Annotated in this window: 9 protein-coding genes; 8 read left to right on the forward strand and 1 reads right to left on the reverse strand. The window is 63.0% G+C overall.

The genetic code is table 11. The annotated features are described in order from the left end of the window. Nucleotides 1-200 precede the first annotated feature (200 nt). Nucleotides 201-1,463, reverse strand: coding sequence for a DUF763 domain-containing protein (locus tag AC1D2G_RS27830; RefSeq protein ID WP_477418064.1), 1,263 nt, complete (start codon nucleotides 1,461-1,463; stop codon nucleotides 201-203). A 195-nt stretch (nucleotides 1,464-1,658) separates the two neighbouring features. Here AC1D2G_RS27830 and ku point away from each other — a divergent pair, with 195 nt between their 5' ends. From ku to AC1D2G_RS27870, 8 genes are all read left to right on the forward strand, one after another. Further along, nucleotides 1,659-2,495, forward strand: coding sequence for a non-homologous end joining protein Ku (gene ku / locus AC1D2G_RS27835; protein WP_477418066.1), 837 nt, complete (start codon nucleotides 1,659-1,661; stop codon nucleotides 2,493-2,495). Between the two features lie 457 nt (nucleotides 2,496-2,952). Next, nucleotides 2,953-3,471, forward strand: coding sequence for a hypothetical protein (locus AC1D2G_RS27840; RefSeq protein ID WP_477418068.1), 519 nt, complete (start codon nucleotides 2,953-2,955; stop codon nucleotides 3,469-3,471). A 571-nt stretch (nucleotides 3,472-4,042) separates the two neighbouring features. Continuing rightward, entirely contained in the window at nucleotides 4,043-14,269 is a 10,227-nt protein-coding gene (locus AC1D2G_RS27845) for a hypothetical protein (protein ID WP_477418070.1), read from the forward strand. 222 nt (nucleotides 14,270-14,491) lie between these two features. Continuing rightward, entirely contained in the window at nucleotides 14,492-15,202 is a 711-nt protein-coding gene (locus tag AC1D2G_RS27850) for a hypothetical protein (protein WP_095088479.1), read from the forward strand. A 72-nt stretch (nucleotides 15,203-15,274) separates the two neighbouring features. Next, nucleotides 15,275-15,970, forward strand: a complete 696-nt coding sequence (locus tag AC1D2G_RS27855) for a hypothetical protein (RefSeq protein ID WP_477418072.1) — start codon at nucleotides 15,275-15,277, stop codon at nucleotides 15,968-15,970. Nucleotides 15,971-16,025: 55 nt separating this feature from the next. Then, entirely contained in the window at nucleotides 16,026-16,760 is a 735-nt protein-coding gene (locus tag AC1D2G_RS27860; RefSeq protein ID WP_477418073.1) for a hypothetical protein, read from the forward strand. 224 nt (nucleotides 16,761-16,984) lie between these two features. Next, nucleotides 16,985-19,090 (forward strand): multicopper oxidase family protein, encoded by a 2,106-nt coding sequence (locus AC1D2G_RS27865; RefSeq protein WP_477418075.1) that lies wholly within the window; start codon nucleotides 16,985-16,987, stop codon nucleotides 19,088-19,090. Further along, nucleotides 19,077-21,074: a tyrosinase family protein gene (locus tag AC1D2G_RS27870; protein ID WP_477418077.1), complete on the forward strand. Its 1,998-nt coding sequence runs from the start codon at nucleotides 19,077-19,079 to the stop codon at nucleotides 21,072-21,074. The genes AC1D2G_RS27865 and AC1D2G_RS27870 overlap by 14 nt, the downstream gene beginning before the upstream one ends. The last annotated feature ends 24 nt before the right edge of the window (nucleotides 21,075-21,098 follow it).

Consider the following 21,098-nt stretch of genomic DNA (forward strand, 5'->3'; position numbering starts at 1 on the left):
CAACGTGTATGGAGGCGGCGGCGTGTATGGCGCGTGGTCTGGCGTCGCTATTGGCGTCGAGGCCACTGGCGCCGGAGATGTTTCCGTCGATCCTACTGGATCCGCTTCGATTGAAATCCCGTAAACCGCGAAGGCTCCGGCATTTTGCTGGAGCCTTCGCAAAGAATTTTAAAGTCGAGGGACAGGGCCTTCGGCTGACTTCATTCCTCAGTGCCGGATCGAACTGCCTGTGCTTGCGGTGGTGGTTCCCATCCGAAAACACTGCGTCCGCCCAGCATGTGCGACTGGTCGAACTCGCCTGCCACGATTTCCTTCAGGCTGGGACCGGTGACATAGCGCTCGACCTGGCGTGACTGGTCGTCCAGCCGTCTCAATGCATCGATTTCCTCGGTGCGGCCGAGTTTGGCCTTGTGAACGGCCGATTTCAGCACGCCGATCGTCTCGTCATAGACTTTCAGCGGCACTGGGAACGGGTGCCTGTCCTTGCCGCCATGCGCCAGCGAGAACCGGCCGGGGTCCGAGAACCGGCATGGCGCTCCATGCACGACCTCGGCCACCATCGCCAGCGCACGCACGGTGCGGGCACCGACGCCTGGCACCAAGAGCAGCTCCGGGAAATCGGCAGGCCCTCGCTCGACGGCGGCAGCGATACTGCCGTGCAGGCGGCGCATGACGACGTCGCTTTCGCGGACGTCATGATGGGCCGGCATAATCAGATGCGGCAGCAGGGGCTGCGCGGGAGCGGGTGGCGAGCCGTGCTCCAGCAAGGCAAACTCTTTCACGATGCGATCGGGACCCAGATCCCGCAGCAGCTCCAGTTGGCCGTGACGCGAAGCATCGGCGCGCCGGTCGGTCAGATTGACGATCTCGCCCTGATTGGCGCCTTCGATCGCGGCATGCGGCTGCTCGACGAAGCTCGTCAGCCCCTCGGACAGCCAGTGGTAGCGACGCGCCACCTTGCTGTCGCCGTTCATGCCTTGTTGCACCACGACCCAGTCGCCATCGTCGGTAACGATGAAGCCATGAAGGTAGAGGTCGAAGCCGTCCTGGACGGCGGCGCTATCGACCTTGGCGACCAGCCGACTGGCCTTGGCCAGGCCCGACCCGTCGAAACCGACGCGCTCGCCGATCAATGTCAGTTCGTGCGGGGTCTTGCGCGAATGGGCGCCACGCCCGCCACAGACATGGATACCGAGTTCGCCGGAGAGTGGAGACAGGCCGCGTTTCAGGGCGCCGACAACGCTTGTCGTGATGCCGGAAGAATGCCAGTCCATCCCCATCACCGCGCCGAAAGACTGGAACCAGAACGGGTGTGCCAGGCGGCGCAGCAATTCGGTGCGACCATAGTGATGGATGATCGCCTCGCACATCACCGCGCCAAGGCGCGTCATGCGATCACCGAGCCATTTGGGCACGCGACCGCCATGCAGTGGGAGATCAGCACTTCCAGATCGTTGCGCCAATTTCTGCCGCCCGCGTTGCCCGTTGATTAGAGATAGGTGTTGCGCACCTGTCAGGGAAGCCTGCCGTCGCCCTTGCCGACGGATCGCACCCCGCGGGTTCGTCGGATTTGCCGATCCCGAGCGTAGCGGAAACGGATGGGGGCAAACCGTAGGAACGATTTGCACGGAAACCCGTTTGCCCTGACTGGAAACAGGATGAGCAAAATGGTCGCCCCGCGTGCTGCCTGGAAGGGTTTTTTGAAGTTTGGTTCGGTGTCCTGCGGCGTGAAGATCGTCGGCGCCACCAGCGAGGCGTCGAAGGTTCATTTCAGGATATTGAACCGCAAGGACGGACTCCCGGTCAAAAGCGTCTACGCCGACGAGGACACTGGAAAGCCGGTCGACGCGGAAGACCAGGTGAAGGGCTTCGAGGTCGAAAAGGATGAGTTCCTCCAGATCGAGCCCGACGACATCAAGGCGCTCAAGCTGACGTCGAAGCATACGCTCGAGGTCGGCGAGTTCGTGTCGATTGACGAGGTCGATACGCGCTATCTCGAGAAACCCTACTATTTGATCCCGGCCGATGGAGCTGCACTGGAGGCCTACTGCGTGATCCGCGATGCCATGAGGAACAAGGGCGTCGCCGCACGATCCTGCGTCGTGCTGTATCAGCGCGGCCGCGAGGTTCTGATCCAGCCCTATGGCAAGGGCATGGTGATGACCGAGCTGCGCAACCACAATGAAATGGTCTCGCAGGACAGCGTGCTCGATGGCTTGAAGAAGCAGAAATATGATCCCGAGCTGCTCGAAATCGCCGGCATGCTCATCGACAAGAAGGTGACGACTTTCGATCCTTCGAAATTCGAGGACACCTACGAAGATGCGCTGATTGCCATGATCGACGCGAAACGCAGGGGCAAGCAGCCGCCGAAGCCCGCGCCGAAGCCGAAAGAGAACGTCATCAACCTGGCCGAGGTGCTGAAAAAGAGCCTCAAACAGGAAGGGTTGGGGCCGCCTACAAAGAGCGGCTCGCCGAAACGCAAGATTGCTTAGCACCTGTCGTCGCTGGCACGCGCCAACACACTAGAATTGATCGAAGTGGAGAACTGCAGCGACGTGGTAGGCCGGCACGGTTGCAGCCTTCGGGGTGGCGCTGGGCCGTGCCGGCCGTGCTGGGGCTTCGAGGGACCAGCGACGATCAGGCTATAGGCATATTAGCAATCTCGCAATTAAGCCAAATGGCCTATCCTGCGCGGATATCGCGAAGGATGCGCATGCGGGTCCGCTCGCCATCGCGTTCGCAAACGATCTCATTCATAGCGGAACTTTAGCAATTTTCCCCAAGCCCTGGACACCGCAACGCTTCAGGTTGTGGCGGCAATGTTCCGACGCCGACACGGGCCTCCATCGCAAAATTCCACTAGGCGGCGCTCTTGCAGCACGACAATGGACGTGCGGGGCTACGCTGGCGGTTTGGTTCGTCTAGTTGGAAACGAAAGGCAGTAGGACGATGACGATTTCTCCGTTTCTCACCGCTCTCGGATCCGAAGGTCCCCCAGCCGACTGGGCGAAGGACATGGCCCTGTATGGATGGCTGGTTGGAAGTTGGGAAGTGGATACGGTCCACCACCTCGACGACGGCACAATGCAGAAATGGAATGGAGAATGCCATTTTGGCTGGGTGCTTGGAGGCCGCGCGATCCAGGACGTTTGGATCAGGCCCAAGCGGCCTGCGCCGTCAACGATGTATGGCACGACATTGCGCATCTTCGATCCTGGGATCGATGGCTGGCACATCCTATGGAACGACCCGCTCAACCAGGATCACTCGCGCCAGGTCGGTCGGGCCGAGGGGAAGGACATCGTCCAGCTCGGCAATGACTCGCTCGGTTTGAAAACCCGATGGCGTTTCACTGAGATCACCGCCGACAGCTTCCATTGGATCGGCGAGGAAAGAGATTCCGAGAGCGACCCCTGGCAAATCACCTATGAACATTTTGCGCGCCGACAAAACCCCGAAGCCAGGTAGCCGTCGAAAGGAAAAGGCCGTCGTTTTTCCACGAACGACGGCCCCATGCTTGCCTGCCCGCCCCCCCCAGGACAGCATGGAGCTCTATTAGAGCAGGCTAAAATTTGCCGTCTATAAACTTTGACATAGAGGGGCGGAAAGATTTTGCCGCCCTGATTGCGGCGATGTTCCCCAGCGAGTTTTTCGGACTAGGACAAATTACTAGCCGCCCCGTGAAGCGCGTCGCGCCGGTCCCGGCATAGCTTTGGCGGCTACGCACGCGACCGCCATCGACATAAGATGATTCCACCCGTCATACTAAGTGATTGATTCTGTTGAGGTGCGTATTACTTCGACGCTCGATACCAAAACAGAACCCATTCAGGCCGATGAGTTAGCCGGGTCACAATATAGATAAAATTTATTTCATTTTGAAATCCACCCAAATATAGTCTTTTACAAATCACTTTCTTCGTCTTACAATTATACTTTACGTCTTGGTAATATAAGCGCTTCACCAAGTCCTTCCGCCCAGCTCAAACCGGCGGCAGGAGATGGCCGGATTGCGCCGTAGAGTGCATGGGAGGTGGGCATGATCGCTTTCAAACGCGATGCGAGCGGTCTTTATCTGGCGGACTCATTAGCCGGCGCACGTGTCGCCTTTCTGTTCCAGGACAAGTCACGCGCCGACCCGACATTCGATCTGACCGCCCAGAGCTGGGTCGACCCCGGTCAGCTTGGTTACATCGCCTTCTTCGTCCCTTCGGCGACACGCGACTGGAAAGCTTTCGAGATAGGCATCCGCAAAGCCTTCGCCGACAGTCCCGGAACCCAGATCGGCTGGTTTCCCGAGCCGCTCAGCATCGCGCCGATCCTGGTCTCGGTCACCGGGCAAGGCACCTCGTCGCCGACGGTGGGGGAGTCCTTCTCGCTGGCATTCCGGCAGAGCGTGACGTTCCAGGTTCAGCCCGACCTCTTCACGCTGTCCACGACGGTGCTGTTCGACGACGCCTCCAACAGCCTGCAGATCGCCAACAGCCAGCCGCCGGCGGCGCTGCTGTTGACGGCGACGCCGCCAGCCGGCGCCACGGTGACATTCCAGTCGGCCGCGCCATTCGCGAGCTTGGCGCTCAGCGGACCGCTCGTTGGTACGGCAAGCGCCGCGTTTGAACTGGCGACCACCGACCTCGTCCAGTTCGAGGCCGGTATGATGTATTTCGACCCGCCAACCGGCGGCGGGCTGGTCGGCGCCTTGAACTATCCGGTTTTCCGCGGCGTCGGTGGCTCGGCCACGCCGTTCGGCTTCAACGTCACGCTGGACGTGCTCGGCCCACTCGACGCGACGCGCAGCTTCTTCCAGTTCACCGACCCGCTGCTCGGCTCGACTTTCGTCACCACCAACGGCAAGCCCTTCGCCCTCAGCACCATCAACACCGGCGATATCAGCACGGCGAGCCGTCTCGTCTTCGCCGGCCGTCCTCAACAATCGCCGAGCGAGCAGCGCTATTACTACCTGACGCCGGCGGGACAGTTCGGCCTGGCGCTCGATGCCGGCGCCAACCTGGCCGCAGGCGCAAGCTCCGAAACGGTGCAGATGCTGTGCGGCGTCACCGGCACCGAATTCGTGACCGTCACCATCGGCTCGGCACCAGACAAGCTCGAATTCGTACCGGCGCAGCCGGCCTATCGCATTGCGCCAGCGCAGGATTCGCCGACCAGCCCGGCTTTTCTCGATGCCACCGCGACGACTTCGTGGGCGCAGCTCATCGTCCAGGACGGCAGCTATGTCTCGCAGCCCGAGCGCGCTCCGCTCTACAATCAGCGCACCAACACGGCCACAATGCTTGCCGGCGCTGAACCCGCCTCCGGCCTCACCGTCTATGTCCTCGACGCTTTCAAGGTCGCCTCATGGAGCGCGAAAGCCGCAAGCACGCCAGCCATACCGTTGGTGCCCTATGCGGGGCTCGATTTCTCGACCGACCCGAACCTCAATGCCGCCGCCTATCTCGACATGGAATCGCGGGCGCTCAACCCGAGGCGCGCCAGCGGCTTCATTCCGGCGCCGAAGCAAGGCGCGGCGGTAAACGCTGCCGCCGCCGGACCGACGACGCTGGCGATGACGCCGCAAGGCATGCTGGCCGAGCTTGCCGGCACGCCGCTGGCATGGACCGGGTTGCAGATGGCGACGAGTGCGGCCGGCATCCTGGAATTCGAAGCCATGGGTCCGTCGATCTGCAAGGCCGTGCAGCAGAACCAGATCTTCACGGCGGTCAGCGAAAACCCCGCCAACCCCGACCCGCTTGGCTCCGGGCAGGCCCTGTTCGACTTTTCAGGCGACAAACTGGAGATCGGCGACTGGACGTTCGACCTGTCGCCGGGCAAGCTCGCCGCGCCCGACGGCACGCCGCCGATCTTCATGATGAAATTCTATCCGGGCGAGACGATCGAAGCTCTGGTCGCCGACACAAGGCTGTGGTCGCAGGCCGACATCTTCAACAAGACCTTCACCGCCGCCGCCACCCAGGCCTATCTGCAAAAGCTGATCACCGAGGCGAAGGCCGCGGTGTTCCCGAATGGCGGCACGCAGCCCGACACCACCTCGCTATACTGGAATTTCTACCAGACCGTCACCGACCCAACCTTCAACGGCATCCTCGCCGTAAACTGCAACATGCAGCTCGATGAATTGCCCACGGCGGTGCGCGCAGTGCTCGGCGGCATGACGGATCCAGGCATAGCCGGCTTTCGTGTCCATCATGTCGGCATTGCCATCAACAACACCGACCCGTCGCAGGCCGTGCCGACGCTGGCGCAGAGCGCGACCTTTGCGCTGGTCGACTATGAAAAGGCGGCGAGCAAGTCGGCAGCGGCCCCCGATAGCAATATTGATATCGACATCGACTATGGCTTCGAGGTCGAATATCTGCGCGCTTTGTTCACCAATTCCGAGCTGCGCAGCTTCGCCTGCGAGGTCAATCTCACCATCAACAATCTGTTCAAGACCGGCGTCAATCTCGATGCCGCGCTGAGCCCGGCCGCCAATGCCGGCGATGACGCCAATGTCATCGCCATCATGGGTTCCTACCAGGCGCACGGCACCAGCGGCGACGACAAGAGTTCCGGACAGGGCGTCTATTCGTTCGTCGCCCAGGGCGATTTCGTCTTCAACTTCACCGACGAGAACGGCAAGTCCAACAACAAATATCTCAAGCAGATCACGCTGACGAAACTGCAATTCTCGTTCGACGACGAAACCGCGGCGACGCCGCCAAAAGCCGACACCACCCACATCAGCGCCCATTTCGCCATCTGGGGCGACATCGAGTTCAACGAATTCCAGGTGCTCGACCTGTTTGCGTTCGAGAAGCTGGCCTTTTCCAATCTCGGCATCGACGTCGGCTTCGACCTGACGATCCCGGCCCAGGGACAGCCGTCGACAAGCACGCCGTCGCTCAGCTTTTCGCCGGGTGACCTGCGGCTCGACCTCGGCGCCACCGAGAAGCGCAGCGGCGCCGACAGCCTGCTCGACCTGATCCCGTTCAAGCTCAAGTCGTTCCTCTATTCGGGCACGGCCGATCAGACGATCGAGAGCCTGAACTACTATTCGCTCGGTTCGCTGCCGGGCCTGGCGGAAAACGGCGTCACGCTGCAGGACAGTTTCAACTATGCGCTGATCTTCGATCTCGATCTCGGCTCGATGGGCGGGCTGGTCGGTTCGCTTTCGGCCTTCAAATTCAGCGTCCTCATCGGCTGGCTGAGCCCCGAGGACGGCGGTGGGCTGGCCTTCGGCATCCAGCTTCCGCAAGTCGACGGCAAGCTGGAAATCAAGATCGAGGGCGTGCTGACCATCTCGATCGAACAGTTCAATCTCGAATACGCCACCGATGCCGATCCCAAGATGCTGGTGCTCGGCATGCACAATTGCTTCATCGAGATACTGGGCCAGCGCCTGCCACCGGACGGGACGATCAGCATCGGCCTGTTCGCGCCGACCGAAGGCGCCGACCAGATTGGCTGGATCGGTGCTTACAATTTGGGCAAGGATGGCGGCGGCGGTGGTGGCGACGATGCGCAGAAACTGCTGGCGGCGCCAGTGCCGGCCAAGGTGGGCGCTGTCAGCGATGTCTTCGAGCTTGTCTATCTCGGTGTCGGCCAGCGGGTCGGGCCCGACCCGACCAAGCCGCCCGCCAATTTCGATGCTTTCCTGAAGTTCATGCAGGGCGACTTCTGGGACGCCCTCAAGAACAAGAAATTTGCCGATATCTACCATCCCGAAGGCAAGTGGATCATCGTCACCGACTTCACGCTGCTGAAAGTTCTCGAGGTCGGCTTCGTCTTCTACGACGTGACGCCGTTCTACGCACTGCTGCTCAAGCTGACCGGCGGTGCCGGCAAGGGTGCGGAATTCGAGGTCGTCTATACCAAGATCTCCGACACGATCGGCAAATTCGCCGCGGTCTTCAGCCTGCCCGACAGCCTGCGCACCTTCCAGGTTGGCGCGGCCTCGCTGACGCTGCCGACACTGAGCGTCGACGTCTACACGAATGGCGACTGGAAGGTCGACCTCGGCTTCCCCGACGGCGACAACTGGAGCGTCTGCTTCCAGGTGCAGGCGCAGGCCGGGCCTATTCCGGTGACCGGATCGGGCGGCTTCTACATAGCCAGCCTGAGTTCGGCTACCGACCCCGACGTGTTCAAAGGCACCTACCAGAGCATCCTGGCCTTCGGCTTTGCCGCGCGGCTAGGCGTCGGCAAGGATTTCACCGCCGGGCCGCTGAAGGCGGGGGTAAGCGTCACCTTCTTCGGCATCATCCAGGGTGCGGCCGGCTATCTCACCAGCGGTGGCGGAGACCTCGCCAAAAAGCCGGACGCGCTGTCGCTGCAAGGCCAGTTCGGCATCATCGGCGAGCTCTACGGCTCGCTCGACTTCGTCATCATCAAGGCCAGCGTAAACGTGCGCCTCGAGGCCAGCATCGGCATCATCCTGGCGCTGGAGCCACCCAGTGTGCCGGGCGGCGGTGGCGGCTCGATCCTGCTCTACATCGAGGCGAGCGTCAGCGTCAGCGTCACAGTGGAGATCAACCTCTTCCTGTTCTCCATTTCCATCAGCTTCAGCTTCAATGCCTCGTTCCGCTTCGAATGGCAGCTTGCCGGCTCGTCGCAACAGGCCCAGATCGAAACGTTCGCGCGGCTGAAGCAGCGGCTTCTTGCGGGTGCAGCGGCGAATGTCGGGCTTTGCCCCAACCTGCCGAAGGACCTGCCTATCCTGTTTCTGCCGGAACTGACCGTGGTGTTCCCCGATGCGACCAGCAAGGGCACGCCGTGGGTCGTGACATCGCTCGGCATACAGTATGACGACAACCCGGCGCAGAACCCGACCTATGCCGATTTCAAGCCGTTCGAGGCGGTGACGACGCAGCTCGCCACCTTCGCGCTCATGCACGCGCTGAACCTGCCGGCCTACAACTCCGTGGTGTTGCTTGAATTCGATTCCAGCAGCGGCACGCCCGGCTTGAAGGACATCGACAGCGAGCCGGATGCGCTCACTGGGTGGATCGACTATCCGACCTTGCTTGGCCAGCTCGCCAATTTCTCCGCCACGCTTGCCGCACCGACCGGCAAAGCCAAGGCCTGCGTGTTCCCGATGCCGCCGTTCCTCAACATGGCGACTACTGGGCGCACCGACGGCAATGGCAACGCGCAGGATCTTTCCTACCAGTTCCTGGCGCAGAACCTCGTCTCGCAGACCTACCTGCAAGCGGTCGACACCTATTTCAACCAGCTCTTCGTCAACCAGACCTCGAACCCGACCTCGGTCAACGATACCGGCGGCACCACGCCGTTGTCACAGGAGATATTCCTCGATTATTTCAAGGGACTGATCCGTGGCGCGGTGCACGAGCTGCTGGTGACGATGCAGGATGCAGGGCTGACCTCGTCACCGCTCGACAAGCTGTTCATGGCGGCGGTGGCCGCACCGACACCCGGTGCGCAAACGCGCTTCCAGGGCCTCGCAGGGCAGATGTCGAGCGCGTTGCGTGGCGGCGTGCGCCTGCCTTACACCGCCGGTCTCACCGTGCCAGGCGGGGCGGTGTCGACCAGCACGAACCCGCTGTTCGCGCTTCTGTGGCAGGAATTTCCGGCCGGCGGCTTCGCCAAGAACAACAGCTACAGCATCACGCTGAGCAATCCCGACAAGACGCAGGACTGGCTTGCCGTCAACGCCTCGTTCTCGCTCACCCAAGACGTCCTCAGCCCCTATCTCGCCTTCACCGAAGCGTCGATAACGGCGCCAAGCAGCCCGACACCAATCGCGCTCAGTTCGACCGGGCCGCAATCCTTTGCGCTGGAGAACGCCATCGCCTGGACGCCGCCAAGCGCGACGGCGCTCAGCCTGCGGCCATTCGCGCCAAGCCTGGAGAAATTGCAGGCAAATGAAGGAACGGCGGCGATCCCCGTCCTGGTGAAATCCCGCCAGGCGCAAGGGGCCTATCTGCCGGACGGCACACCGCTGCCCGCCGGCGACATCACTTTCGCCACCAGCATCACGCTGACGGTCAAGCAGATTCCGGGCGCCACGCAAGGCAGCGTGCTTGCCGATGTCTACGCACTGTCCGGCGCCAGCCAGTCGGACGAGGCGCTGCTCGGCCGGATCCTCGACGATCTCAGGGGCGGTGACCGGCCGGTCGACGCGATCCAGATCCTGTTCCAGACCGCCGCCGGTGCGCCCGGCCTCGTCTCGGCAGTGGTCGATCCAAATGCCGTCTTCGCGCTGCGCACCAACACCACGACGGTGTCGCAGCCGCCGCAAGGGCTGATGGCCTTCGCGCTCGGTCTGCCGGCGGGTGTGTCCGTCGGCGCCAGCACCGACATCACAGCGGATGGCGGCTACGGTTTCCTGCAGATCATCCAGCAGGCGACGGTCACCAATGCGCAGGGTTACTATCTGCGCTTTGTCGACAAGACCGGCAACGCGCTGCCAACCGCGCTGTTCGTCAAGGGCGTCGCGCAGGTGACGATGCTGGTGACCTACAAGGCCGGCAGCGGAACCAACCAGAGCGGCTCGCCGCTCGCCATCCAGCCCTATTACAACGCGGTCGTGCTTGCCGGCACGCAAAGCGGCCTCGTCTACTATGCCGAGACCGCCGACCCGGCGCTCGAGGCACGCTACGTCAAGGTCGCGGCCGGTACCTTCGGTGTCGAGCTGACGCGCTCCGAAAGCGTCATGCAACTGATGACGCCTGCCGCCCTGGTCAAGACCGGGCAGCTCGGCGCGGCGAACTCACATTCGCGCGGCAATGTCATCGAGGCGCTGCGCGCATCCGGTATCGCCGACGATACCGAACTGCACGCAGCACTGGTCGCGGCGGGTGACGCAAAAGCGTCGCTCAACTCGCTCTACAGTCTCGTCACCTACCAGATACAGGCGACGACAGGCTTCACGCTCAGCAATCTGTCGGCGCCGATCCAGCCGCAAAAGCCCGACCAGTCCGGCACCACCGGCACGTACCGGGTGTTCGCGCCGCTGTACAACGTCGCCACCGCCAATGCCGGTTCCATCACGCCCGACCGCTACGCTTCGATCAACGACAAGTTCACGCTGGACTTCTTCGTCAACGACGCCTTCGGCAACCAGCTGCCAACGCCGGCCAGCTACAGCGACACCAACCTCTATTTCGATCCGATCGTGCCGGTCGACCAATGGCCGGGGATCCTGCCGAGCTATGGTTTCAACGGCTCGACGCCGAACACGATCGAGATCGTCCTGACGCCGAGCCAGGCGGCCTTCAGCGGCATGTCGTCGGACCAGAAGGCGGCAGCCCTGGCCAATTTCCGCACCATCGAGGACCAGATCAGCGGTCCAGGCATCTCGTTCTATGTCGAGACCAGTCTTGCCCTGCAGGCGGATGGCAGCAGCCTTGTCAATTTCCCGGTGGGTGCTGCAGACACCAGCAAGGTGACAGGCATGGTTGCCGACCTCGTCAACTGGCTGGCGGGGCTCAGCACCAACTTCCCCGGCGCAGTGACCATTTTGATGCCGGTCAGCGGCCCCGGCGCCTTGCCGCCGCTGTTCGAGATCGTCGTGCTGTTCGGCATCACCCGCGATGCCAATTTGATCTCGCCCTATCTGAAGGACCAGTTCGGCACGATCATGGTGCCGTCGGCGCAGAACGTCGCGACCGGATTTGTTCCGGCGACCGGCGGCGCCAGCAACATGTCGCAATTCGCCGCCGCTTTCGTCGGCGCCTTCCCGACGCAGAAGCTCGCCATCGGCATGAATGGGGCCGACGCATCGCCACAGCAGAAACTGTCGAGCACGGCCCAGTCCAGCACGGCACTGGCGCGCAAGCGGCTCAAGTCATTGAAGCTTGCCCATGACGGCTCCGGCGGGGCACGCGCCGGCTCGCAATCGCTGTGGGCGGCCGCGGCATCGCTGCTCGACATCTCGATCGGTGCCGCCGGTGCCGGACCGCGCTTCCTGTCGCCCAAGCCGCTCGACAATGTGCTGAACAGCGCCAGTGTTTCGATGCCACAGCTGTCGTCAAAGCTGCCGGCGCTGCCGGCGCAACAGCTGTTCATCGACACCGACCTCGACCAGCTCAACCGCATCTTCTTCCAGGCGGTCGACGAGGTGCTGTCACCGGCCTCGGCGGCCAAGGCCTTCGAGGTCGCCCCCGACGCCTACGACGCGATGGCGCTCGGCCGCGAGGCGCTGGCGCAGAAATACGCACAATACGAAGTGGACTGGCTGTTTGGCCCGCAATCGCCGTTCACCGGCACGACCGCGGCACTTGCCATCGCGAAGGATGTGTTCGAGCAGCAGATGCGCGCTGCGCTGATGACGGCCTATTCCGTCGACACCATCGTCCAATACGACGTGACCTGGAACCAGTCGGTCTCGGCTGCCGCCGATGGCAATATCGAGCTCTTCGGCCAGATCGAAGCCGTACTCGCCGGAAACTACACATGGAGCGGTCTCAGCCTTTCGGCGACGACAAACAATCCGCACGGCCTGACCGACGGCAGCCGGGTGCTGATGATATTCCAGGGCAGTTCGGGGCAGTTGCCGGCAAATGGCGTCTACGGCGTCACCGTCACCGGTGACACCACTTTCACGATCGCCACTGCCGCCAGCGGTTCGGGCGCCGGCACCTTCTCCGCCACGCGCCAGAATGCCGGGCTCTCGACCGCCCATGTCGGCGTCAGCAGCATGGGGGCGAGCCCCCTCACCTTCCTCTACGGCGATCCCGACGCGGCCGCTGCCGCGGTGGTGCCATTCGATCTGCGTTTCGCCATCACCAACCTGCAGTTCTTCCTGGCGCCGGCGGGCGCACCCGGCGAAGCGCGTCCATCGATCTGGCTGCAGCTCGTCGATCCCTATCCAAAGGGCGTGCCGCATGTCGGACCGGCCGGCGCGCTGACCAAAATCCCGGTCGTGTATCGCCAGTATCCGACGCCGCCGACTCTGGTCAGCCAGACCTGGTCGGGCTACACGCCAACGTCGGGTTCGGGCAATCCAATCGCCGACGGCGCCGACTGGAGCTACCTCTATACCTATCAGGCGTTCCTCGTCGCGCAGGACCAGATCAACACCGCCGTCACCTACAACACCAACCTTAGCGCGGCGCCGGACAACCCGCCGAACTCCGCCAACCCTGCCCCCAGCGCAGGCCCGCCCTACGACCTGTTCACGGCATTGGCGCGCACCTCGGCAGTCTACGGTGCCATCAGCCCGGTGCTGCGCAACCCCGCCGATCCAGCCTGGGCCGATGCGGTGGCCGCCTTCGCAACCGCCATTGGCGAGGTGACGGCGAACAAGGACTGGAATCCGAGCCTGAACATGGCCCTCGGTCAGGGTCTGGTCAGCGTCACCGACAGCTACGTCGTCACCGACACGCTGCAGCCGGACGGGACGACGCGGCAGATCGATTTGCAGTGGCCGGCCGCGCAAGGCGAATCCAGCTTCTCCAATGTCGCGCTGACCGTCACCGCACTCGACCCGTCGACCCTGACGCCGTACCCCAACCAGCATCCGGTCCAGCCGTCGCCGCCGGACGGCCTGCTGTTCGAGGTCGACAACGCCGCGCCCGGCAATTTCGGCGTGGCGCACACGATCGAGGTCGATGCACTCAACGTGCTGGCGGCCGAGAATGCGCTCGCCTCGGTGCAGATCGAGCGCAACCTGATCACGCTTGAAGCCCCGAACAACACGGCGTGGCAGGTGGTGCCGGAATTCGTCTACATGACGCCGCAGGTCAGGCCGAGCCAGCCGGTCACGCCGTTCATCGACAATGCGACGCCGATCGATGTGGCGACGCTGCCAGGCCAGGGTTCAGGTGCTGCCTGTCCGACATCGCCGTCAAGCCTTTGCCAGCGCATCTACACGATCATGGCCGACCTTTTGGCCGACCCGGTGCACGAACAATCGCTGCTTGCGGCGCATGCGGCCGCCAACGTGACCAGCGGAACCACAAGGCGGGTCAAGGTCGCCTGCTCCTACCAGTTCCCGTTCACCGCCGTTGCCGGCGGCGCGTTCGACAGCGCCTCGATCAGCCCGCTTGTCCCGATCGTGCTGGCGCGGTCCTTCGAGATCGACGGGCAACAGCCGGCGGAGCTCGGCGATTTCGCGGCGCTTTTCGCAGCGGCGATCGCCGGCTGGGCCTCCAAAAACAGCATCGTCTTTGGCGCCAACGCAATGCCGGCAGGCGCGAGGCTGGTCTTCGACATCACGCTTTACGCAGCACTCAGCGGCGTCAATACGCCGGTGCTGCGCTTCAGCAACCTGCAACTGAAACTGACGGACATCGACGCGAGCTGACCGCCTCAAGGCGGGCATTCGCGGCGGCGTCACGCAGACACGAGTGGAAGGAGGAGCCGTTTCGAAACCAGACCATCGGGCCCCAAGCCGGCAACAGGCTTTGGAAACATCCGATGTTGAAACAAAACGATCGAGCGACGGCACGCTTCGACTTCAAGTCCGCCGCTCTGGAATTCGCCTGCAAGAACGACAGTCCGAAACCCGCAAACCGCGAGGGAAATTATGGCAACGACCGCAAAATTCGACATTCTCGGTGCAAACGCATCTAACCCAAACTGGGATGGCTCGCCGCTGACGCTGGCCTACCGCGACAGCGCGGCGATGCCGCAGACGACCAACGGATCGATGATCTTCGCCTATCAGAACACCGCCTCCCTGAACAATGCCGGCAAGCTGGCGCTGACCTCGGGCAGTTCGACACCGTCGTTCCTGACAGCTCCGGCGTTGCTTTCCCAGCCGAACATCCTCGTCAACAACTGGCAGGCCAACAATCTCTCCGTCACCAATGTCAGCGTCGCGACCGCGACGCCGATCTGGATCGAGGCCTTCGGTCCTGGACTGCCCGGCCAGAAGCCGGTCGCGCTGGCCATCAACACCGCGCTGACGCTCAAGCCAGGCGGCATCGCCCAGGGAACGTCGACCCCGAACTGGATGCAGCTGACCCTCGGGACGAATACAGGCCAGTTGATCATCGTCGCCGTTGTCGGCGGTCCGCAGGATGCGTCAGGCAACAACGCCTACGCTGTCGCGCTGAACTCGCCGTCCGGCAACACCGGCCCGGGCACCGGCACGGCGGCGCCACAAGGCTACTACGCGACGACGGGCGGCAACAACTACTCCTTCGAATTCAACTGGGGTTCCTCGGTCGTCTACGTGGCGAACATGTCGCCTTCGACGGCTTCCTCGCTGACGGCGGAACTGCTGTCTCTGTGATCGAAGCGCGGGAGCCGGAAGCGCAAGCCGCCGGCTCCCGCGACAACGCGGGTGCAAAGAGGACATCCTGACATGCACGACTTCATCGCAGCGGGCACCGTCAACGCGACCTGGAACGGCATGCCGCAGACACTGGCGGTCCGTGGCAGCGTGACCATGCCGCAGACGCCCAACGGCTCCCTCATCGTCGGCTACTTCAACCAGTCACAGCAGAACAACGAGGGCAGGCTTACCTTCACCTCTGGCAGCAGCGCGCCAACGAACGTTCGGGTTCCGGCCCTGGCGCGGATGATCAGCGTGCTGACGGCGAACTGGCAGGCCAACAACCTGACCCTCACCAACACCAGCCTCAATGCCGCGACCCCCATCTTCGTGCAGGCCTTCGGCCCCGGCATTCCCGGCATGCAGCCAGGCCAGCTCGTGGGCGGCACACCTGTCCAGCTGGCGATGCGCCAGGCGGTGCAAGGGATAACGACACCGAACTGGATGCAGCTTGAATTCAGCTCGAGCACCAGCAATCAGCAGGTGGTCGCGGTGGTCGGTGGACCGCCTGACCAGTCGGGCAACAATGCCTATGTGATTGCGCTCAACGCCCCGAGCGGCGACACCGGACCGCCGACCGGGAACACTCCGCCGGACGGATTTTACGCCACGGCGGCCGGCAACAGATACACGATGTCCTTCAGTTGGGGGGCGGCGATAGTCTACGTGGTCAATCTCTCGCCGCAGACCGCAACGCCGGTGACGACCCTGCTGCAATCCTTGTAGACCTCTGCACCGGTCCGCCTTTCCGCCATCTTGGCCGCTCTCTGAGACGGAAGCCATGCCACCTTCGGACTTCAACATTCTGGGTCAATCCCTGGCGACGGACAATTGGGATGGCTCCCCGGTGGAGCTTGCCGTGCGCGACAGCGTGGCGATGCCGCAGACCCCCAACGGGTCGATGATCCTGGCTTTCCAGAATGCTTCCGAGATGAACAATGCCGGCAAGCTGGCGCTGACCAGCGGCAGCAGCCAGCCGCAATTCCTGCTGGCGCCGGGGCTGGCCTTGCAGCCCACCATCCTGATCAACAATTGGCAGGCCAACAATCTGAACATCACCAATGTCAGCGTGAACACCAACACGCCAATCTGGATCGCGGCCTATGGGCCGGGCATGGGCGGCGCGGCGCCAACGCCTTTGCCGACCACCGGCGACGCCGTCCCGGTCATCGACACCACGCTGAAAGCGGTCACGCTGCCGCAGTACATGCAGCTGGGCTTCCAGGCGAATTCGGCCGGTCTTTGCCTGTTCGCTTTCATCGGCGGCCCGCAGGACACCAAAGGCAACAATGCCTATGCGATCGCGCTGAATTCGCAGTACGGCGATACCGGGCCCGGCCACCCGACACCGGCCCCGGCCGGTTACTACGCGACGGCCGGCGGCAACAGCTACAGTTTCGAGTTCAACTGGGGAACCTCGGTGCTGTTCGTGGCCTATTTTGGCAGCGGCTCCGTCCTGAGCGGCGTCCCCAAGGTGGTGACTGCCGCCCCGACGGTGACATTGCAGACGCTGTGATCCTCGCGGTGATGCTCCGCCACCGATCGGCACCTAAACTGATTAAAAATAGAGCAATATTGAAATGAGCTGACCGTGAGTCGTATAAGCAAGTTCTTAAGTGCGCCATCACAGTTTTGTTGGAAGTAAATTTAGATTTTATGGCTTTGCAAGCTAGACAGATTTCCGGATCGGGCGCACTATGCTTACGGATCGAAGTCTACAGCCAGTATGAGGGAGGCCCCATGTCGCTTGGTGGATCGATGGCGCGTGCGCGATTTCTCTTGGGTTTTCTCGCCAGCAGCCTGGTACCGATCGCGGTGCTGCCCGCGGCGGCCGAGATCCTCAATCCACCTGTGCTGCAGGATGACCGCGCGCCGATCGCCAAGCCGGCCCTGACGGAGCTCGCACCCGCTGTGCCACTGCCCGGAAACACGCTGCCGGTGCGTGGCGACCGCCTGCTCAATCTCAAGATCGAGTATATCGACAACCAGATCTACAACCCGTCCACTGGCGGCTACGACAAGGTCCATTTGCGCGGCTACACCGGCAAGGGCGTCGATCCCAAGGCTCCTTATGTCTCGCCGACGATCGAGGCAGTGCCGGGCGACACGGTGCGCGTCACCCTCGACAATCAGTTGCCGGCAGGGCCGCAGCCCGGCGACCCCGGCTGTATGCCCGGCGGCCAGATGCCCGACATCCCCCACTGCTTCAACGGCACCAATCTGCATACTCACGGGCTGTGGGTAAGCCCGTCGGGCAACAGCGACAACGTGCTGCTGTCGATCAACCCGCAAACGCAGTTCACCTACGAATACAACATCCCGTCGGACCATCCTTCCGGTACGTTCTGGTATCACACCCATCGCCACGGCTCGACGGCGCTGCAGGTGTCGAGCGGCATGGCCGGTGCGCTGATCATCCGCGGCAACCGCTTCCCGACCCCGACAACGCATGGCGACATCGATACGCTGATCCCGACCTCGGCGATCCCCGAGCGGGTGCTGGTGATGCAACAGATCCAGTATGCCTGCCGCGCGCCGGCGGCCAAGCCCGGAGAGCTCGGCCCGATCAAGCAGGACATCAACGGCCATTATTTCTGCGATCCGGGCGATGTCGGCGGCATCGAGGGCTATGACCAGTTCGGGCCGGGCACATGGCCGGCATCGGGGCGCTATACCTCGCTCAATGGCAGGGTGTTCAATCCGAACGACCCCTTGAAGGCGACGCAGGGCCAGATCGAGCGCTGGCGGATGGTCCATGCCGGCGTCCGCGACACGATCAGCCTGCAATTTTTCAAGGTGCTTGACGGCAAGCTCAAGCCCGGAGTGAAAACGCTGCTCAATGCCGACACCAACGCGGCGTTCATCAAGGATACGTGCAGCACCACACCCGTGCCCTATACGCTGGTCGCGGCCGACGGGCTGACGATGGCGGCGGCGCAGCCGACCAAGCTTGCAACCTTCCAGCCCGGCTATCGCTTTGACGCGCTGGTCGTCTTTCCAGACGCCGGACGCTACTGCGTGATCGACTCCTCGGCACCAAAATCGGGTGTGGTCAACGGGCTCGATGTCGGACCGCAACTGCTCGCACTGGTCGACGTCGCGCCGGGAACGGCGGTCGACAATGTGGAAACCTACGTCAATCGCAAGCTGGTCGCCCTGGCCGAGGCCAACATGCCGGCGAACGTCAAAGCGACGGTGGTGGCCGATCTCAAGGCCGGAATGAAATTCACCAGCTTCACGCCGCATCTCGACGTCACCGACGACGAGGTGAAGGGCAACGGCACGCAGGAGCTGACCTTCTTCATCGACACGACGGGGCCGAGCACCAAGTTCGAGGTCGGGAACACGCTCAACACGGCCGACGTCAAGCCCTACGACCCGACCCGCATCGACCGCTCGCTGCCGCTGGGCAAGGCGCAGGAATGGACGCTGCAGTCACACTTCGTCAGTCATCCGTTCCACATCCACGTCAATCCGTTCCAGATCGTCTCGATCATCGATCCCAACGGCAAGGACGTCAGCGCACCGGGCGCAATAGACGATGCCGGCGGTGAGCCCTACGATCCGCAATATGCCGGGCTCAAGGGCGTGTGGAAGGATACGCTGTGGATCAAGAGCCTGATCCCGCAATCCCTGCCGGCCGGCTTCTCGGGCATCTACACGATCAAGGTCCGTACCCGTTACGAGCGCTACATCGGCGAGTACGTGCTGCACTGCCACATCCTCGATCATGAGGACCAGGGTATGATGCAGAACGTTGCCGTGGTTCTGCCTGATCAGGTGGGCGACATCACCCAGAGCGGCGCGATGCAGATGCAGATGGATGGCCACGATGGCCACAAATAAGGCGCAGCCAATGCCCGCCGCGCCGTTCACCTGGAGCGATGTGGAGGCGATCCTCGCCACGGCCGGCGGCACCGGGGGACCCGGCAGCCTGACGGGACTGACGCTGCCAGAGTTCCTGGCACTGCAGCTGCACGGGATGCCACTGATCGCGCCGCTCTCGACCACCTGTTGCGGCACCAGCGATGCCAAGGGGCGCGGCGCGCGCTCGGCGCTGATCCGGGGCTTGCGCGGACTGCCGCCGTTCGACGGTAAGCAGTTCCCTCGCCTGCCCTGGGGCGGGACGGCGGTCGCCGACGAAGACATAGACCGGATCGAGACGTGGATCGAGGAGGGCTGCCCCGGCGCGTTGATCGGTTCGATTGCGCTCGCCAGCGAGGTCAGCGTGGCGACCGAGGCGCGCGTCGAGGTCAAGGGGATTGCCGGCCCGGTCTTCAGCGCGGCGTCCGATCCGGCGGCATGGCGCTTCGCCAAGGGCGAGCTGCGGCAGCGCACGGATGTCGATGTGCTGGACGACGCGCAAAAGGAGCGGCTGCGCTATGCCTTTCGTGAGCTCTACAAGCTCAACAAATGGGTCGGCGACAAACGCAGCTACAACAATCTGGCCTTGATCCACCAGAACCATTGTCAGCATGGCTGGGAACGTTTCCTGCCGTGGCATCGCGTGTATCTCTATGAATTCGAACAGGCTTTGCAGGATTTCTGCCCGGATGTGACCATGCCGTGGTGGGATTTCCCGGCTACGCGCTACAAGCCGGAGGATCCGGCCAACGGCGCCATCCTTCCCGATGCGTTCAAGGGTTTCCTCACCGAGGCCTCGGTGCGCTTCCTGCGCGATCACGGTTTCCCGGCCAAGATCGGCACGCTGGCGGGTCAGCTGTGGGCCAATCCGACGCAGGCCTATGACGCGGTCAGCGGCGCCTGCGGCAAGGACTATGTGGAGGGAGAGAATCGCAAGCGGTTGATCGACGCGCTGCTCGAGGCCAATTCGCTATGGTATCCGCTGCGCTATTCCAGCCAGTTCGGCAAAGGCACGATCAACACCGTCATCCACTATCATTATCCGGCACAGGAGGACATCGACGAGATCCTCAGCCTGCGCACCTTCCGCGACTTCGGCGGTGGCAGCCTCTATGTCGACAGCTTCGGCTTCCTGGACCAGAATCCGCACAACACGATGCACATCTGGACCGGCGGTATGAACCCTGCGTTCAAGACCAGCGCGCCCGCCGATCGCAACAGCGCGGTACGCGTTGCCGGACGCAAGTTCCACCAGCGCGATGACCTCTACTCCGAGCCGCAGTTCGGCGACATGTTCTCGAACCTGACCGCGTCCTACGACCCGATCTTCTGGCCGGTGCACGCCAATATCGACCGGCTCTGGTGGCGCTGGCAGCAGGACCATCCCGACGGCCTGCCCGCCGATCTCGATTCCGCGCTGACGCCGTGGAGCTACGCGGTGCGCGATACGCTCGACATGAACCGCTTCGGCTATGAATATGTTCGTGGCGGATGCCTCATGCCGGTCGGGCTGACCAGTCCGGTCGGACGCTTCGTTTCGGCGCCGATCGCGGTGCCCGAAGCGACCAAGAGCTTCCGCTCGGCGGAAGTGCGGCTGCACCGCGTGCCGCAGCTGCCGCGCTCCTGCTTCATCCGTGTGTTTCTCAACACGCCGGATGCCGATGCCAGCACGCCGCTCAACCTGCCGGGTTATGCCGGCTATGCGGCAATCTTTGGCCACGGCGAATGTTTTGGCGGGCCCGGGCATTGCGAAATTCCACCAGCGGAGAACCGCAAGTTCGATCTACGCGAGCGCAGCATGAACACGCCGCGCAACCACCGCATCGATGTGACGCGCGCGGCACGCCGGCTGATCGCGGCCGGTGCCACCAGCCTGACAGTAAGCCTGGTCGTGATCGGCGCCTCCTATGAGGAGGACCGCGAGTTGCTGCGGCTGGACGGGGTCTCGCTCAACTTTCTCGATTGAAAACACAAGACACGGCCGGCGCAG

The sequence above is a fragment of the Mesorhizobium sp. P2_C7 genome, assembly GCF_056404515.1.

Coding starts and splice junctions, on each gene's coding strand:
- ku (WP_477418066.1), top strand. CDS start 1,659: ATGAGCAAAATGGTCGCCCCGCGTGCTGCCTGGAAGGGTTTTTTGAAG.
- AC1D2G_RS27840 (WP_477418068.1), top strand. CDS start 2,953: ATGACGATTTCTCCGTTTCTCACCGCTCTCGGATCCGAAGGTCCCCCA.
- AC1D2G_RS27845 (WP_477418070.1), top strand. CDS start 4,043: ATGATCGCTTTCAAACGCGATGCGAGCGGTCTTTATCTGGCGGACTCA.
- AC1D2G_RS27850 (WP_095088479.1), top strand. CDS start 14,492: ATGGCAACGACCGCAAAATTCGACATTCTCGGTGCAAACGCATCTAAC.
- AC1D2G_RS27855 (WP_477418072.1), top strand. CDS start 15,275: ATGCACGACTTCATCGCAGCGGGCACCGTCAACGCGACCTGGAACGGC.
- AC1D2G_RS27860 (WP_477418073.1), top strand. CDS start 16,026: ATGCCACCTTCGGACTTCAACATTCTGGGTCAATCCCTGGCGACGGAC.
- AC1D2G_RS27865 (WP_477418075.1), top strand. CDS start 16,985: ATGTCGCTTGGTGGATCGATGGCGCGTGCGCGATTTCTCTTGGGTTTT.
- AC1D2G_RS27870 (WP_477418077.1), top strand. CDS start 19,077: ATGGCCACAAATAAGGCGCAGCCAATGCCCGCCGCGCCGTTCACCTGG.